Here is a 15,841-nt window from a genome sequence, read left to right as displayed (position 1 = left end):
GTTACCGCCCCGCTTCCGCGTCGCCCGGCTCGCCCGCCGGGCGCTCGGCCCGGTCGGTCGCCACGGCGCTCTGTTCACTGTCGTCCGGCGCGCCGCCCCGCTCCTTGGAGGCGGCGGAGTCGGCGCCGCCGCCCGGCTCGGGCGCCGCGACCGTCATCCGGACGTCCTGCGGCACGTCCGACTGGTGTTCGGGGTCGCGCGCCGTCAGGACGGGGTTGAGCGACAGCTTCGCGACCGTACCGTCGGGCAGCAGGGCCGGCATGTCGATCGCGTTGTGGCGCGCGTAGGTGCCGGGGCCGGGCAGGGGGGTCGGGTGGTCGCCGCGGATGCGGTCGCGCGCCGTCTCCCGCTGCGAGGGGCGCTTGCCGATGCGCACGCTGTGCGCCAGCACCAGCGCCCCGAGGACCGCCGTGATGAGCAGCGCCGCGGTCGCCTCGAAGGCGATGACGTAGCGGTAGATCACCTCGGTCGCGATCCAGGAGATGTTGCCGCCGGCCGCGGCCTCGCCCGCGGCGAGTCCCACGGGCCCGTCGGTGGAGATCCTGGTCAGCCCCAGGGCCAGCGCCCCGAGGAAGCACAGCGCGATGACGGCGGTCAGCAGCCGCTGCCCCTTGATCGTCTCGACCAGGGAGTCGGCCGAGCTCACGCCGATGAGCATCAGCACGAACAGGAACAGCATCAGGACGGCGCCGGTGTAGACGACGATCTGCACGACCATGAGGAAGGGGGCCTCGTTGATGCCGTAGAACACGGCCAGCCCGATCATCACGGTCGCCATCATCATCGCCGAGTGCACGGCCTTCTTGCTGAAGACGACGCCGAGCGCCGCGAGCACGACGATCGTGCCGATGACCCAGAACGCCGCGGTCTCACCACCGGAGATGGCGGCGGCGGAGGTGGTCACCTGGAGCGGGACGGGAGCGGTGGTCACTGCTTCGCCTCGCTGTCCGTGCTCTGCGCCCCGGTGCCGCCGGCGCGGCCCATCAGGTAGTAGTCCTCTTCGGTCTCGCCGAGGCGCATCGGGTGCGGCGGGGCCTCCATCGCCTCCACCAGCGGAGCGAGGAGCTGCTCCTTGGTGAAGATGAGGCTCTCGCGGTTGTCGTCGGCGAGCTCGTACTCGTTGGTCATGGTGAGCGCCCTGGTGGGGCACGCCTCGATGCACAGCCCGCACAGGATGCAGCGCAGGTAGTTGATCTGGTACACCCTGCCGTAGCGCTCGCCCGGCGAGTAGCGCTCCGCCTCGGTGTTGTCGCCGCCTTCGACGTAGATCGCGTCGGCGGGACACGCCCAGGCGCACAGCTCGCAGCCGATGCACTTCTCCAGGCCGTCGGGCCAGCGGTTGAGCTGGTGGCGGCCGTGGAAGCGGGGCGCGGTGGGCGCCTTCACCTCGGGGTATTCGACGGTCGGCACCTTCTTGAACATGGTGTGGAAGGTGACGCCGAACCCCTTCACGGGGTTGAGCCAGTCAAGCACCGGTAACCTCCTCACGCTTCTTGGTCGAGGCCGGTGAGTTCGTCTCGGTCCGCTCCGCGAGGACACTGCTGCCGTAGTGCGGGGCGGTGGTCGGTGGGACGGGGAACCCGCCGAAGGCCGGGTCGGTGCGCATCGCGCGGGCCTCCTCGACGCGTTCGGCGGACTCCGCGGCCTTGGACTTGTTGTGCTGCCTGCGCCACACGGCGAGGACGGCGGCGATCACCACGACGAAGCCGAGCCCCACGCCGCCCGTGACGGCGTACCCGAAGCCCTCGTTGCCGAGGACGACCATGGTCGCCACCACGGTGATCCAGACGAGCTGGATCGGGATGAGGATCTTCCAGCCCAGCGCCATGAGCTGGTCGTAGCGCGTGCGGGGCAGGGAGCCGCGGGTCCAGATGAACAGGAACATGACGGCCATGAACTTGAGCAGCCACCACAGCGCCGGCCACCAGCCCTCGTTCGCGCCCGGCCACACCGACACCAGCGGCCCCGGCGCGAGGTAGCCGCCGAGGAAGAAGGTGACGGACACCGCCGCGACGGTCACCATGTTCACGTACTCCGCGAGGAAGAACATGGTGAACTTCATCGAGCCGTACTCGGTCATGAAGCCGCCGACGATCTCGCCCTCGCCCTCGGCGAGGTCGAACGGCAGCCGGTTCGTCTCGCCGATCATCGTGATCAGGTAGATCAGGAAGGACGGGAACAGGATGATCGCGAACCACAGGGGTTTCTGCGCCTCGACGATCCCCGAGGTGGTCATCGTCCCGGAGAAGATGAACACCGCGACGAACGACAGCCCCATCGCGATCTCGTAGCTGATGACCTGCGCCGAGGCCCGCAGGCCACCGAGCAGGGCGTAGGGCGACTGCGACGCCCACCCGCCGAGCACGATCCCGTAGACCCCGATCGACGCGGTCGCGAGCACCAGCAGCGCCGCGATCGGCAGGTCGGTGAGCTGCAACCGGGTCTCCACCCCGAACATGGTGACCTCGGGCCCCACGGGGATGATGGAGAACGCGATGAACGCCGGGACCGCGGCGATCGCCGGAGCGGCGATGTACACGGCCTTGTCGACGTTGCGCGGGATCAGGTCCTCCTTCAGCGACAGCTTGACGCCGTCGGCGAGGGATTGCAGCAGGCCCCACGGCCCGAACCGGTTGGGCCCGTGGCGCTGCTGCATGCGGCCCATGACCTTCCGGTCCGCCATGATCATCATCAGCACGCAGACCATCAGGAACACGAAGATCGCGAGCGCCTTGATGGTCACGATCCACCACGGGTCGTTGCCGAAGGCTTCCAACCCCGGCTCGGCCGCGACCTGCGCCGCCGTTCCCGACAGCATCGGCACACCGGTCATGACTCGTCGCTCCCAGCACTCGTGCCTGCCGACGCGGCCGTGGTCCCGGCCGCGAGCTCCACGACCGCCCCGGCGCCGACCTTGAGGTCGCGGCGGACGTCGCAGTCCTTGGCGTTCGCGGGCAGCCACACCACCCGGTCGGGCATTGCCGCGTCGACGGCCACGGGGACGTCCACCGCGCCGTTGCCGCCGGTGACCCGCAGCAGGCCGCCGTCGGCGACGCCGGCCTCCGCCGCCGTCGCGGCGGACACTCGCGCGATCGCGGGGCGGGCGGTCCCGGCAAGGTAGGGCTCGCCGTCCTCCATGCGGCCGGTGCCGAGGAGCTGGCGCCAGGTGGCGAGCACCGCCCGGCCGGCGGGCGGACGCTCGCGCTCGGCCCCGTGCGACGCAGGGTCGGCGACCCGCGTGCCGCGCCAGGAGCCGAGCTCCGCCATTTCGCGGCGGGCCGCCTCGGCGTCGGGCAGCCCGAGGTGGACGTCCATCTCGTCCGCGACCGCCGAGAGGACCCGCAGGTCCGACAGCGCCCCGGGGACCTTCAACGCGTTGTCGAACGGGCGGCCGCGGCCCTCCCAGTCGACGAACGTCCCCGACTTCTCCGCGACCGCCGCGACGGGCAGGACCACGTCGGCGCGGTCGGTGACGTCACTCGCGCGCAGCTCCAGACTGACGATGAACGGCACCCGGGCGAGGGCCGCGCGGACGCCGTCGGGGTCGGGCAGGTCGTCGATCTCGACCCCGGCGACCACCAGCGCGTCCAGCTCGCCCGCCGCCGCTGCGGCGATGATGGCGGCCGCGTCGCGTCCGGGCCGGTCCGGCAGCGCGCCGACCGACCAGGAGCGGGCGACCTCGGTGCGGGCGTCGGCGTCGGCGACCGGGCGGCCGACCGGCAGCAGGTTGGGCAGCGCCCCGGCCTCCAGCGCGCCGCGCTCCCCCGCGCGGCGCGGCACCCACGCGAGCCGGGCGCCGGTGCGGTCGGCGAGCCGCGCCGCCGCGGACAGCGCCCCGGCGGTCTCGGCCAGCCGCTCCCCGACGAGGATGACCGCGCCGGGCGCGGCCAGCGCCGCCTCGGCGGCCGCCGACTCGGCGAACAGCGTGTCGAGGACGTCGGCCTCGTCACCCGGCGCCGCGGGGATCAGCGTCCCGCCGACCTTCGCCAGGCCCCGCGTGGTGTGGGAGCCGATGGAGTAGACGGCGAGGCCGTTCTTGCGGACGGCCTTGCGCAGCCGGAGGAAGACGACGGGCGACTCGTCCTCGGGTTCGAACCCCGCGAGCAGCACCGCCGGCGCCTTCTCCAGGTCGTCGTAGCCGACCTCGATGCCGCGCCCCGCCACCCGGGACGCCAGGAAGTCGGCCTCCTCCGCGGTGTGGGCGCGGGCCCGCATGTCGATGTCGTTGGTGTTCAGGGCGACCCGCGCGAACTTCGCGTAGGCGTAGGCGTCCTCGAGGGTGAGCCGGCCGCCGGTGAGGACGCCGATCCGGCCGCGGCCGCGGGCCTTCGCGAGCCCCTGCGCAGCGAGGGTCAGCGCCTCGGGCCAGGACGCGGTCTCCAGCGCGCGGCTGTCGGCGTCGCGCACCAGCGGCTGCGTGAGCCGGTCGGGCCGGGTGGCGTAGGTGAACGCCCACCGGCCCTTGTCGCAGTTCCACTCCTCGTTGACGCGCGGGTCGTCGCCGGCGAGGCGCCGGGTGACCTTGCCCCGCCGGTGATCGGTGCGCAGCGAGCACCCGGACGCGCAGTGCTCGCACACGCTCGGCGTGCTGACCAGGTCGAACGGGCGCGAACGGAAGCGGTACGCGGCACCGGTCAGCGCGCCGACCGGGCAGATCTGCACGGTGTTGCCGGAGAAGTAGGACTGGAAGGGCTGCCCTTCGGCGATGCCGACCTGCTCGTCGGCGCCCCGCTCCATCAGCTCGATGAACGGGTCGCCGGCGATCTGCGCGGAGAAGCGGGTGCAGCGGGCGCACTGGATGCAGCGCTCCCTGTCCAGCAGCACCTCGGTGGACAGCGGGATGGGCTTGGGGAAGGTGCGCTTGACGTCCTGGAAGCGGGTCTCGCCCTGCCCCGACGACATCGCCTGGTTCTGGAGGGGGCACTCGCCGCCCTTGTCGCAGACCGGGCAGTCCAGCGGGTGGTTGATGAGCAGGAACTCCATGATCCCGCGCTGCGCCTTCTCCGCGACGGGAGAGGTGAGCTGGGTCTTGACCACCATGCCGGGCATGACCGTGAGGGTGCACGACGCCTGCGGCTTGGGCATCCCCCGCCCGTTGCCGGCGTCGGGGATCTCCACCAGGCACTGGCGGCAGGCGCCCACCGGGTCGAGCAGCGGGTGGTCGCAGAACCGCGGGATCTGGATGCCGAGCAGCTCGGCCGCCCGGATCACCAGGGTGCCCTTGGGGACCTGGATCTCGAAGCCGTCGATGGTGACGGTGACCAGATCCTCGGGCGGCACCGCCGGTGTGCCGCCCGAGGCCGCGTTGGTGACGACGGTCATCGGTTCCCTCCCCACAGGGTCGATTTCGCATGGTCGAACGGGCAGCCGCGCTGCTCCATGTGGTCCACGTACTCCTGCCGGAAGTACTGGATGGAGGACATGACCGGGCTGGCGGCGCCGTCGCCCAGCGCGCAGAAGGACCGGCCGAGCAGGTTGTCGCAGATGTCGAGGAGCTTCTCGATGTCGGCCTCGGTGCCCTCGCCGTTCTCCAGGCGGTCGAGCACCTGCACCATCCAGTAGTTGCCCTCGCGGCACGGCGTGCACTTGCCGCAGGACTCGTGCGCGTAGAACGAGATCCACCGGCCGACGGCCTTCACCACGCAGGTGGTCTCGTCGAAGATCTGGAGCGCCCTGGTGCCCAGCATCGAACCGGCGGCGCCCACCGACTCGAAGTCCAACGGGGTGTCGAGGTGCTCGTCGGTGAAGATCGGGGTGGACGAGCCGCCCGGTGTCCAGAACTTCAACCGGTGCCCGGCCCGGATCCCGCCCGCCATGTCGAGCAGTTCCCGCAGCGTGATGCCGAGGGGCGCTTCGTACTGGCCGGGCTTCGCGACGTGCCCCGACAGCGAGAAGAACCCGAAGCCCGCGGACTTCTCGGTGCCCATGGCGGTGAACCAGTCGGCGCCGTTCTCCACGATGCTGGGGACGCTGGCGATGGACTCGACGTTGTTCACGACCGTCGGCGAGGCGTACAGGCCGGCGACGGCGGGGAACGGGGGCTTCAGCCGCGGCTGGCCGCGGTAGCCCTCGAGCGAGTCGAGCAGCGCCGTCTCCTCGCCGCAGATGTAGGCGCCGGCGCCGGCGTGGACCACGACGTCCAGGTCGTAGCCCGAGCCGAGGATGTCCCTGCCGAGCAGCCCGGCGGCGTACGCCTCGGCCACGGCGTGCTGCATGCGCCGGATGACGTGCAGGACCTCGCCGCGCACGTAGATGAACGCCTGGTTCGCCTTGATCGCGTAGGAGGCGATGGCGACGCCCTCGACGAGCGCGTGCGGGTTCGCCAGCATCAGCGGGATGTCCTTGCACGTGCCCGGCTCCGACTCGTCGGCGTTGACGACGAGGTAGCGGGGGTTGGGGTTGTCCTTCGGCAGGAAACCCCACTTCATCCCGGTGGGGAAGCCCGCACCGCCGCGGCCGCGCAGCCCGGAGCCCTTGACCAGGTCGACCAGCGCGTCGGGCGCCATGCCCAGCGCGGTGTGCAGCGGGCCGTAGCCGCCGGTCTCGCGGTAGGCGTCCAGGGTGAAGGAGTCGGAACGGTCCCAGTTCTTGGAGAGAACGGGGGTCAGGGTGGTCACTTCGCGTCTCCCTTTTCGGGCGCGGGCTTTTCGGGCGCGGGCTTCGCCGGAAGGTCGTTCGGGTCGGGCGCCGACCAGCCGCGCTCGCGCGCCAGCTCCAGACCGGCGAGGGACGGCCCGGACGCCTGCACGCCCTCGCCGCCGCGGCCGTCGGAGAACCCGGCGAGGACCCGGGACGCCTGCTTCCAGGTGCAGAGCGACTCCGGCCCGCGGGTGGGCTTGACGTCGTTGCCGAGGCGCAGGTCGTCCACCAGCGCCGTGGCGGACTCGGGGGTCTGGTCGTCGAAGAACTCCCAGTTGACCATCACCACGGGGGCGAAGTCGCAGGCGGCGTTGCACTCGACGTGCTCAAGGGACACCTTGCCGTCGTCGGTGGTACCCCCGTTGCCGACACCGAGGTGGTCCTTGAGGGTCGCGAAGATCTCGTCGCCGCCCATGACCGCGCACAGCGTGTTGGTGCACACCCCGACGTGGTAGTCGCCGCCGGGCCGCCGCTTGTACATGGTGTAGAAGGTCGCGACGGCGGTGACCTCGGCCGTGGTGATGCCGAGCTGGTCGGCGCAGAACGCGATCCCGTCGGTGCTGACGAACCCCTCCTCCGACTGCACCAGGTGCAGCAGCGGCAGCAGCGCCGAGCGTTCGCGCGGGTAGCGCGCGATGATCTCCTTGGCGTCGGGCGCCATGCGGGCCAGCGCCTCGTCACTGAAAGGCATTAGCGGTCTACCCCTCCCATTACGGGGTCGATACTGGCCACGGCCGCGACCACGTCGGCGACCGAGCCGCCCTCGCACATGGCGGCGACCGCCTGGAGGTGCACGAAGGAGGGGTCGCGGAAGTGCGTCCGGTAGGGGCGCGGGCCGCCGTCGCTGACCGCGTAGCAGCCGAGTTCGCCCTTGGCGCTCTCCACGGCCGCGTACGCCTGCCCGGCCGGGACCCGGAAGCCCTCGGTCACGATCTTGAAGTGGTGGATGAGCGCCTCCATCGAGCCGCCCATGATGTGCGCGATGTGGTCGGGCGAGTTGCCCAGGCCGTCGGGCCCGATGGCGAGCCGCGCCGGCCACGCGATCTTGGCGTCCTCGACCATCACCGGGCCGGCCTGCAACCGGTCCATGCACTGCTGGACGATGCGCAGGCTCTGCTCGATCTCGGCCACCCTGACCCGGTAGCGCGCGTACACGTCGCCGCCGTCGGACACCGGGATGTCGAAGTCGTAGTCCTCGTACCCGCAGTAGGGCTGCGCCTTGCGGAGGTCCCACGCCAGGCCCGAGGCGCGCACCAGCGGCCCGGTGAGCCCGAGCGCCATGCAGCCCGCCAGGTTCAGGTGCGCGACGTTGCGGGTCCGCGCCAGGTAGATCGGGTTCTCATCGAGGAGCTTGCGCATGACCTTGATGCGCTTCGGCATCTCGACCAGCAGTTCCTTGATCTTGGGGATGGCGCTGGCCGGGAGGTCCTGGGAGACGCCGCCCGGCCGCACGTAGGCGTGGTTCATCCGCAGGCCGGTGATGTGCTCGAAGATGTCGAGCACCATCTCCCGCTCGCGGAACCCGTTGGTCATGATCGTGGTGGCGCCCAGCTCCATGCCGAACGTCGCCATGGCCACGAAGTGCGACGACATCCGGTTGAGCTCCATCATGAGCACCCGGATGACGCTCGCCCGCTCGGGGATCGAATCGGTGATGCCCAGCAGCTTCTCCACCGCGAGGCAGTACGCCGTCTCGTTGAACAGCGGCGTCAGGTAGTCCATGCGGGTCACGAACGTGGAGCCCTGCGTCCACGTTCGGTACTCCATGTTCTTCTCGATGCCGGTGTGCAGGTACCCGATGCCGACCCGCGCCTCGGTGACGCTCTCGCCGTCGAGGGTGAGGATCAGCCGGAGGACGCCGTGGGTCGAGGGGTGCTGCGGGCCCATGTTCACGACGAGGCGCTCGGCGCTGGACTTCTGCGCCGCCTCGACCACCTGGTCCCAGTCGCCGCCCGAAGCGTCGATGTAGTCCTCAGTGGGAGCTGTACTCATGCCCGCGCTCCCCTCGTCCACTCAGCTCGCCGCTGGGCGCTCATGCGTACGACCTCCGCTCGTCCGGCGGCGGGATCTTCGCGCCGCGGTACTCCACCGGGATCCCGCCCAGCGGGTAGTCCTTGCGCTGGGGGTGCCCATGCCAGTCGTCCGGCATCTGGATCCGGGTCAGCGCGGGGTGGCCGTCGAAGACGATGCCGAAGAAGTCCCACGCCTCCCGCTCGTGCCAGTCGTTCGTGGGATAGGCGGACACGATCGACGGGATGTGCGGATCGGCGTCCGGGCAGGCCACCTCGAGCCGGATCTTCCGGTTGTGGGTGATCGACCGGAACTCGTAGACCGCGTGCAGCTCCCGGCCGGTGTCGCTCGGGTAGTGGACGCCGGTGACGCCGATGCACAGCTCGAAGCGCAGCGCCTCGTCGTCGCGCAGCCGGCGCGCCAGCGTGAGCAGGGCCTCGCGGCGGACGTGGAAGGTGATCTCGCCGCGGTCGACCACGACCCGTTCCACGGCGTCGCCGTAGCCGACGTCGGTGGCGCCCAGTGACGCCTCGATCTTGTCGGCGACGTCGTCGAAGAACGCGGTGTGCGGGTCGTCGGGGTCGGTGTACGGGCGCTCGGAGCCGAGCGGCGCCGTGCCGCGCACGACCAGGCCGCCGTACCCCGAGGTGTCGCCCGTGGTCTGCGCGCCGAACAGGCCCGTGCCCCGCACCGGGGAGGTGAGACGCTCTTCACCGCGCCGCGCGGGTGCGTTCTCCTCGCTATTGAGGTTAGGCTTGCCTTCGTGTTCGTTGGTGCTCACCGTTGCGCCCCTTCGGGCCGTTCGATCAGTGGCAGGGTCCGGAGCTGCCGCTGGTCGAGTTCCTCGATCTCGCGGTCGCGGTGCGCGCCGAGCTTCTCGTGCTGCACGTTGTCGTGCAGCTTCATGACCGCGTGCAGCAGCATTTCGGGCCGCGGCGGACAACCCGGGAGGTAGATGTCGACAGGGACGACGTGGTCGACGCCCTGCACGATGGCGTAGTTGTTGAACATGCCGCCGCTGGACGCGCAGACCCCCATCGCGATGACCCACTTCGGGCCGGGCATCTGGTCGTAGATCTGGCGCAGGACGGGTGCCATCTTCTGGCTCACCCTGCCGGCGACGATCATCAGGTCGGCCTGGCGCGGTGTGGCGCCGAACTTCTCCATGCCGAACCTGGCGAGGTCGTAGTGCGGACCGCCCACGGACATCATCTCGATGGCGCAGCAGGCGAGGCCGAAGGTCGCGGGCCACATCGAGGTCTTGCGGACGAATCCCGCCACCTGCTCGACCGTCGTCAGCAGGATGCCGCTGGGCAGCTTCTCCTCGATTCCCATCAGGCGAACCCCCTTTCCGAGTCGCTCGACCCGGTTGGTGTCGGTGTCATCGACTGCGTTCTCGGCACTGCGCTCAGTCCCACTCCAGGCCGCCGCGGCGCCACTCGTATGCGTAGACGATCGACACGTTCACCAGGAAGAGCAGCATCGCGATCAGCGCGAACAGCCCCATCTGGTTCAGGTGGACCGCCCAGGGGTAGAGGAAGACGATCTCGATGTCGAAGACGATGAACAGCATCGCCGCCATGTAGTACTTGATCGTGAACCGGCCGCCGCCGGCCGGCTGCGGGGTCGGCTCGATCCCGCACTCGTACGGCTGGAGCTTCGCGCGGTTGTACCGCTTCGGCCCCGCGAGGGAACCGACCAGCATCGAGACGGCGACGAACGCCGCGCCGATACCGGCGAGCACGAAGATGGGCGCGTACAACTCCATCGCTAGCTGCTCCCGTTCCTGTCGCCACGGGGCCGCGCGCGCACGCTGCCCCCGGGCTCGTCGGCGCACACTGTCGCCGTGGACACGGCGGCGCCGGGCCATGTGATTGGGTTCACATGGGCGGCTGGCCATTCAATCAGAGTGGGCATGGCTGTGTGGTCCCCAGGGTCTTCCTTGTGGTCCCGCTCGTTGTCGTCCGGTTATGCGGCCGGGGTGATCTTGGACATTCCGTTGATCAGCCGGTCCATGGCGTCCCCGTGACTGGGTTCGGTGAGGTTCGCCAGCATCTTGAGGGTGAACCGCATGAGGGTGCGCTGCGGCAGCCCGTACTTGGTCGCGTACTTCATGAACTCCGGCTGGCCGATGGCCTTCACGAAGTAGCGGCCGAGCGTGTAGTAGCCGCCGTAGGTGTCGCTCAGGATGCTGCGGTAGCTCAGCAGCGTGCGTTCGCGCTCGGCGACGGTCAGCCGGCTGGACGCCTGCACGACGACGTCCGCGGCGATCTTGCCCGCCTCCATGGCGTAGGCGATGCCCTCGCCGTTGAACGGGTTGACCATGCCGCCGGAGTCGCCGAGGAGCAGCATCCCGCGCGAGTAGTGGGGGACGCGGTTGAAGCCCATCGGCAGCGCGGCGCCGCGGATGGGGCCCACCTGGTTGTCCTCGGTGAAGCCCCACTCCTCGGGCATGGAGTCGGCCCAGCGGCGCAGCAGCTTGCGGTAGTCGACGTCCTTGAACGACGCCGTGGAGTTGAGGATGCCCAGGCCGACGTTGCTGGTGCCGTCGCCGACGCCGAAGACCCAGCCGTAGCCCGGCAGCAGCACGTCCTTGCCGCTGCTCTTGTCCCACAGCTCCAGCCAGGACTCCAGGTAGTCGTCGTCGTGCCGGGGGCTGGTGAAGTAGGTGCGCACGGCGACGCCCATGGGGCGGTCGTCGCGCTTGCGGATGCCCATGGCGACCGACAGCCGCGAGGAGTTGCCGTCGGCGGCGAGGACCAGCGGGGCGCGGTAGGTCACCGGCTCGCGGTCGCTGTTCTTCGCCTGGACGCCGACGATGCGGTTGCTGCGGGCGTCGATCAGCGGCGCGGTGACGGTGGTGCGCTCCATGAGGGTCGCACCGGCCTTGACCGCCTGGTTCACGAGGATCTGGTCGAAGTCCTGGCGGGTGCGCACCAGGCCGTAGGAGGGGTACGCGGCAAGGTCCGGCCAGGGCAGTTCGAGCCGGGTGCCGCCGCCGATGATCCGCAGGCCGTGGTTCTTGACCCAGGCCGGGTCCTCGAAGGTGATCCCCATGGCGATGAGCTGCTTGACCGCGCGCGGAGTCAGGCCGTCGCCGCACACCTTCTCGCGGGGGAACGCGGACTTCTCCAGTACCAGGACGTCGAGCCCGGACTGTGCGAGGTAATAGGCGGCCGTCGACCCGGCCGGCCCCGCGCCGACGACGATCACATCGGCGTCGGCGCTTTCACGGACGGACGGTGAGGTCGCTGCGGTCTCGCTCACGGAATGGTCCTGACTGCTCTCGCGGGACACCGCACGCCGCGGAATGCCGCGTGCGGGCGCGGTTCTGCGAAGAGCGTGCGGATGCTTGTGGCTGCGGTCATGCGGTTGTGGACTAGCGGCCCGGTCCGGCCGTGGCAACGGGTGAACCGGGAACTAGTTCGCTTGTGAAGCACTTCACAAGGCGTGTGGCCGAAAGTCTAGACCTTTACCGAGCGACGAGCGACCCCCACCCCTGATTCAGCCATATCCCGACAACGGTGCAATGTCGATGCCGTTATAAGGCTCCGACCTGCATAGTGTCCGAATTGTCCGAATGAAATTCCGCGCACGAACCGCGGCGGAACCCGATTCGGCCGGGGCGGAATAGAGATAAGACCTATATAAACCGGCAGCCGGGAGCGGTTCCACCCCGGCGCCGCCGACGGCGGCCGGGCCGCCGGGGGGTCACGGGCGCACGGCGCGGTGCAGCGCGACGACCCCCAGCGACAGGTTGCGCCACGCCACCTTGGACCATCCGGCGCCCTGCATCACCGCGGCCAGCTCGCGCTGGTCCGGCCACGCCATGATCGACTCGGAGAGGTAGTCGTAGGCGGCCGAGTTCGCCGTGAACCGGCCGGCGATCTTGGGGAGCGCCGCCATCAGGTACTGGTTGTAGACCGTGTCGAGGACCCCGATGGGCAGGTGGCTGAACTCGCAGACCACGATCCTGCCGCCGGGCCGGGTCACCCGCAGCAGTTCGGCGAGCGCCCGATGGGTGTCGTTGACGTTGCGCAGGCCGAAGGAGATGGTGACGGCGTCGAAGGTCGCGTCGGCGAACGGCAGCGCCAGAGCGTCGCCGGCCACCATCGTCACCCCGCGCACCGATGCGCCGCCGCGGCGCTGCGCGCCGACCTTCAGCATGCCCTGCGAGAAGTCGCTCGCGATGACCCTGGCGCCCTTGGCGGTCAGGGGTTCCGAGGAGGTCGCGGTGCCCGCGGCGAGGTCGAGGACCAGTTCGCCGCTGTAGGCGTCGACAGCGTTCACGACGGCGCGCCGCCAGATGCGGTCCTGCCCGAGGGAGAGGACGTCGTTCACCAGGTCGTAGCGGTCGGCGATGCCGTCGAACATCGCTGCGACGTCTTGGGGCTGCTTGTCGAGTTCCGCGCGCGTCATGACGCCCAGCCTAGATCGGGCCCCGGACGGGCCGGACCCGGTCCCATGGGACCGGCATCGGACTTCGCCCACCCGGACGGGCCGGAACCGCTACGGTGTGTGGTCGGCCATGTGTTTTCGGTGCGTGCCCGCTGTCTGCGGACGGGCGCCCGGACCGCGGGAGGTGCGTCGTCGGCGAGCGAGGGGGACGTCGTCAGTGCTGCCCACTGGTCGCGGCGGGGTCGCGGTCGCCGTCGCCCGGTGCGGGGGCCGCCGCGACCGGATCGGGGTCGTCCGCGGGCTCCTCCGTCGCGCCGTCTCGGTCCTGTGCCGCGGCCTGCGCGCGCACCGAATCGGCGGCGTCGTCCTCCTGGGCGGCGCCGGCCTCCAGCCGGGAGCCCACGCCGCGCATCCGATCGATGCCCGAGGCGACCGCGGCGGACATCGCGTCGCGCTGCGCGGACAGCACGAAGTAACTCACCAGGCCGCTCGCCAGGAACGCCACGACGATCGCGAAGAGGCTGCGCCCACCGAGCAGGACCACAATGCCGTAGGCGATCGCGAAGAGAAGGAGCCGCGATGCGGTGTAGGCGAAGACGCTGCGCATGGAAACTGCCTCACAACGGACGAGTCGGCTATTAGGTTGGGGACCCCGGCGCCCTACGCCCGCGCCGCGGCCGCGACGGACCATCGCCGCAGGCCGGCACCGCACTCCCGTGCCCTACCGGAACCGGAGAACCCGCTCTTCCCATGGTAGGGGGCACCTCGCGCGACCTCTCACCGCCGTCGCGGTTCGCCTTGGGGGGACCTCCGGCGCCGCCGCACCCGGCCGCAGAGTACGCGTTCCCCCATCAACCGACGCATTAAGAGACCGTCCGAAATGAATATTACGTTCCGATCACATATTGCGTCGTCGCGACCTCTTCGGCCTTGTTTTTACGAAAACTAGGGAGGAAACGGACTAACTCATGCACACTAGGGGAGCAAACGCCCGCCAGAGCACTTCTGAGCCGGGCCCGAAGGGGGATGTAAAGGTGGAAAGAGGAAGCGAAAGGCTGCTGACACCTGGCGAGGTGGCCTCCCTGTTCCGGGTCGACCCGAAGACGGTCACCCGTTGGGCGGCCTCAGGTCGCATCAGCAGCATCCGCACGCCCGGGGGACACCGCCGGTTCCGCGAGTCGGAGGTACGCGCTCTGCTGCACGGGGAGGCCAGCGAGACCTCCCACTGACGATCCCGACCGGCCACGGCACCCCACGCGCCTACCGCACAGGCACTCCCGGCACCCGGACGATCCGCCGATCCTGCTGCGCCCGCCGACACAGCAGCTAGGCTGGAACCATGGTGTGGCTCGGTGCCCTTTTCACGCTGCTCTCGATCGTGCTGTGGGTCTACGCGTTCTTCGACGCGCTGACGAGCCCGGTCGATGAAGTACGCAACCTGCACAAGTACCTGTGGGTCGTCCTGATCGTGCTGTTCCCCCTGTTCGGGTCGCTGTTCTGGCTGTTCTTCGGCCGTCCCCGGGCGCCCGCGCCCGACCCGGCCGACCCCCCGATGGACCCCGCCTCCGCCGAGGACCTCGACCCGTCGGACTTCCAGCAGCCCACCAATCGCGGCGGACCTGTCGGCCCCGACGACGACCCCGACTTCCTCCGCGGGTTGAACAAGAGGATCAACCCCGAGGAGTGACCTTCCACCGGCCCCGCACCCCCTGGGGGCCGAGCACGTGCACAGCAGAGTGGGGCCGGCCCCGAACCAGGGACCGGCCCCACTCTGCTGTGCGTCACGCGTACGAGTGCAAACCGCTGAACAGGTAATTCACCGCGAAGAAATTGAACATCAGGCACGCGAACCCGGCGAGCCCGATCCAGGTGGACTTGGGGCCGCGCCAGCCCGCCGTTGCGCGTGCGTGCAGGTAGGCGGCGTAGACCGTCCAGGTGATGAACGACCACACCTCCTTGGGGTCCCAGCCCCAGAAGCGGCCCCACGCCTCGTCGGCCCAGATCGCCCCGGCGATGATGCCGAACGTCCACAGCGGGAACGCGAAGAGGATGAACCGGTGCGACACGCGGTCGAGCAGCTCGGCGCTCGGCAGCTTCGCCGCGATGCCGGTGACGGTCTCCCCCGCCGCGCGGCGCAGCTCCACCTTGTGGGCGATGAGGTAGGTGACGCCCGCCGACGCCGACACCATGAAGCCGCCCGTGGCGAGGATCGCCGCCGACACGTGGATGGCGATCCAGTACGAGTGCAGCGCCGGGATCACCGGTCCGGCCTCGGTGTAGAGCCACCTGACCGCGATACCGAGCAGCAGCAGCACCGGGACGAGCACGAAGGTGCCGAGGTAGCGGGCCTTGTAGCGGAACGCGGCGAACAGGAACACCGCGACCGTGCACAGGCAGATGGCGACCACGAACTCGAACATGTTGCCCCACGGCCACCGGTCGGCCGCGATGCCGCGAGTGACGATCTGGGCGCCGTTCAGCAGGAACGCGACGATGGTCGCGGCGAGCCCCGCCGTGCCCACGGCGTGCTTGGCCACGCTGGTCTCGGGTTCGGCGTCGCGGACGTTGACCGTCATGTCGTCGGCCGCGTCTGCGCCCCCGGCGCCCCCCGCGCCGACGGTCGCCATGGCCGAGTCCCTGCTGCGCAGTGTCACGCGGCGCCCGTAGGCGGCCTCCAGCGCGAAGAGGAACAGCGCCGCGGCGTACGCGACGATCATGCCGATGATCATGGAGTCGCTCAACGACGCCATCTGCTCGTCCACGACCGGCTCGGCGGCGAACATGTAACCCACAA

General features: G+C 70.2%; 16 protein-coding genes. 2 read left to right on the top strand and 14 right to left on the bottom strand.

Translation table 11 applies throughout. The features are described 5' to 3' along the window. Nucleotide 1: 1 nt before the first annotated feature. The 13 genes from CLV63_RS22170 to CLV63_RS22110 all read right to left on the bottom strand — a co-directional run bounded on the left by CLV63_RS22170 (nt 2) and on the right by CLV63_RS22110 (nt 13,654). Entirely contained in the window at nt 2-931 is a 930-nt protein-coding gene (locus CLV63_RS22170) for an NADH-quinone oxidoreductase subunit J (RefSeq protein ID WP_106585116.1), read from the bottom strand. Further along, on the bottom strand, nt 928-1,473 hold the full coding sequence (gene nuoI, locus CLV63_RS22165) for an NADH-quinone oxidoreductase subunit NuoI (RefSeq protein WP_106585115.1): 546 nt from the start codon (nt 1,471-1,473) through the stop codon (nt 928-930). Before nuoI ends, CLV63_RS22170 begins: the two co-directional genes overlap by 4 nt. Beyond that, nucleotides 1,466-2,833, bottom strand: coding sequence for an NADH-quinone oxidoreductase subunit NuoH (gene nuoH / locus CLV63_RS22160; RefSeq protein ID WP_106585114.1), 1,368 nt, complete (start codon nt 2,831-2,833; stop codon nt 1,466-1,468). Before nuoH ends, nuoI begins: the two co-directional genes overlap by 8 nt. Continuing rightward, a complete protein-coding gene (locus CLV63_RS22155) occupies nt 2,830-5,322 on the bottom strand; it encodes an NADH-quinone oxidoreductase subunit G (protein ID WP_106585113.1) in 2,493 nt (830 codons plus the stop codon). Before CLV63_RS22155 ends, nuoH begins: the two co-directional genes overlap by 4 nt. Next, nucleotides 5,319-6,617: an NADH-quinone oxidoreductase subunit NuoF gene (nuoF, locus tag CLV63_RS22150; RefSeq protein ID WP_106585112.1), complete on the bottom strand. Its 1,299-nt coding sequence runs from the start codon at nt 6,615-6,617 to the stop codon at nt 5,319-5,321. The genes CLV63_RS22155 and nuoF overlap by 4 nt, the downstream gene beginning before the upstream one ends. Further along, nucleotides 6,614-7,330 carry an NADH-quinone oxidoreductase subunit NuoE gene (nuoE, locus tag CLV63_RS22145; protein WP_106585111.1) on the bottom strand — a complete coding sequence of 239 codons (717 nt, stop codon included), beginning with the start codon at nt 7,328-7,330 and terminating at the stop codon, nt 6,614-6,616. The genes nuoF and nuoE overlap by 4 nt, the downstream gene beginning before the upstream one ends. Then, nucleotides 7,330-8,631: an NADH-quinone oxidoreductase subunit D gene (locus CLV63_RS22140; RefSeq protein WP_106585110.1), complete on the bottom strand. Its 1,302-nt coding sequence runs from the start codon at nt 8,629-8,631 to the stop codon at nt 7,330-7,332. Before CLV63_RS22140 ends, nuoE begins: the two co-directional genes overlap by 1 nt. A gap of 40 nt (nt 8,632-8,671) precedes the next feature. Continuing rightward, nucleotides 8,672-9,430, bottom strand: coding sequence for an NADH-quinone oxidoreductase subunit C (locus tag CLV63_RS22135; protein WP_106585109.1), 759 nt, complete (start codon nt 9,428-9,430; stop codon nt 8,672-8,674). Beyond that, nucleotides 9,427-9,984: a NuoB/complex I 20 kDa subunit family protein gene (locus CLV63_RS22130; protein ID WP_106585108.1), complete on the bottom strand. Its 558-nt coding sequence runs from the start codon at nt 9,982-9,984 to the stop codon at nt 9,427-9,429. Before CLV63_RS22130 ends, CLV63_RS22135 begins: the two co-directional genes overlap by 4 nt. 73 nt (nt 9,985-10,057) lie before the next feature. After that, nucleotides 10,058-10,417, bottom strand: a complete 360-nt coding sequence (locus tag CLV63_RS22125; protein WP_106585107.1) for an NADH-quinone oxidoreductase subunit A — start codon at nt 10,415-10,417, stop codon at nt 10,058-10,060. 200 nt (nt 10,418-10,617) lie between these two features. Further along, nucleotides 10,618-11,916 carry a geranylgeranyl reductase family protein gene (locus CLV63_RS22120; protein WP_106585106.1) on the bottom strand — a complete coding sequence of 433 codons (1,299 nt, stop codon included), beginning with the start codon at nt 11,914-11,916 and terminating at the stop codon, nt 10,618-10,620. A 444-nt stretch (nt 11,917-12,360) separates the two neighbouring features. Continuing rightward, nucleotides 12,361-13,068 (bottom strand): demethylmenaquinone methyltransferase, encoded by a 708-nt coding sequence (locus CLV63_RS22115; protein WP_106585105.1) that lies wholly within the window; start codon nt 13,066-13,068, stop codon nt 12,361-12,363. Nucleotides 13,069-13,261: 193 nt separating this feature from the next. Then, nucleotides 13,262-13,654 (bottom strand): DUF4229 domain-containing protein, encoded by a 393-nt coding sequence (locus CLV63_RS22110; protein WP_106585104.1) that lies wholly within the window; start codon nt 13,652-13,654, stop codon nt 13,262-13,264. A gap of 427 nt (nt 13,655-14,081) precedes the next feature. Between CLV63_RS22110 and CLV63_RS22105 the strand changes: the two genes are divergently transcribed. Beyond that, nucleotides 14,082-14,276, top strand: a complete 195-nt coding sequence (locus tag CLV63_RS22105; protein ID WP_106585103.1) for a BldC family transcriptional regulator — start codon at nt 14,082-14,084, stop codon at nt 14,274-14,276. A gap of 110 nt (nt 14,277-14,386) precedes the next feature. Continuing rightward, complete coding sequence (locus CLV63_RS22100; protein WP_106585102.1) at nt 14,387-14,734, top strand: PLD nuclease N-terminal domain-containing protein; 348 nt, start codon at nt 14,387-14,389, stop codon at nt 14,732-14,734. Nucleotides 14,735-14,828: 94 nt separating this feature from the next. On the opposite strand, the gene ccsB is transcribed toward CLV63_RS22100, so the two are convergent. Then, on the bottom strand, nt 14,829-15,839 hold the full coding sequence (gene ccsB / locus CLV63_RS22095; RefSeq protein ID WP_245928980.1) for a c-type cytochrome biogenesis protein CcsB: 1,011 nt from the start codon (nt 15,837-15,839) through the stop codon (nt 14,829-14,831). Nucleotides 15,840-15,841 lie beyond the last annotated feature (2 nt).

The organism is Murinocardiopsis flavida, from assembly GCF_003014485.1.
In the GTDB taxonomy this organism is placed as follows: Bacteria; Actinomycetota; Actinomycetes; order Streptosporangiales; family Streptosporangiaceae; genus Murinocardiopsis; species Murinocardiopsis flavida.
This window is presented reverse-complemented; position numbering and strand designations above follow the sequence as displayed.

Bases quoted from the DNA above. Each gene is read 5' to 3' on its own strand.
- CLV63_RS22100 (WP_106585102.1), top strand. From the start codon at position 14,387: ATGGTGTGGCTCGGTGCCCTTTTCACGCTGCTCTCGATCGTGCTGTGG.
- CLV63_RS22115 (WP_106585105.1), bottom strand. From the start codon at position 13,068: ATGACGCGCGCGGAACTCGACAAGCAGCCCCAAGACGTCGCAGCGATG.
- CLV63_RS22110 (WP_106585104.1), bottom strand. From the start codon at position 13,654: ATGCGCAGCGTCTTCGCCTACACCGCATCGCGGCTCCTTCTCTTCGCG.
- CLV63_RS22155 (WP_106585113.1), bottom strand. From the start codon at position 5,322: ATGACCGTCGTCACCAACGCGGCCTCGGGCGGCACACCGGCGGTGCCG.
- nuoH (WP_106585114.1), bottom strand. From the start codon at position 2,833: ATGACCGGTGTGCCGATGCTGTCGGGAACGGCGGCGCAGGTCGCGGCC.
- CLV63_RS22125 (WP_106585107.1), bottom strand. From the start codon at position 10,417: ATGGAGTTGTACGCGCCCATCTTCGTGCTCGCCGGTATCGGCGCGGCG.
- CLV63_RS22130 (WP_106585108.1), bottom strand. From the start codon at position 9,984: ATGGGAATCGAGGAGAAGCTGCCCAGCGGCATCCTGCTGACGACGGTC.
- CLV63_RS22140 (WP_106585110.1), bottom strand. From the start codon at position 8,631: ATGAGTACAGCTCCCACTGAGGACTACATCGACGCTTCGGGCGGCGAC.
- nuoE (WP_106585111.1), bottom strand. From the start codon at position 7,330: ATGCCTTTCAGTGACGAGGCGCTGGCCCGCATGGCGCCCGACGCCAAG.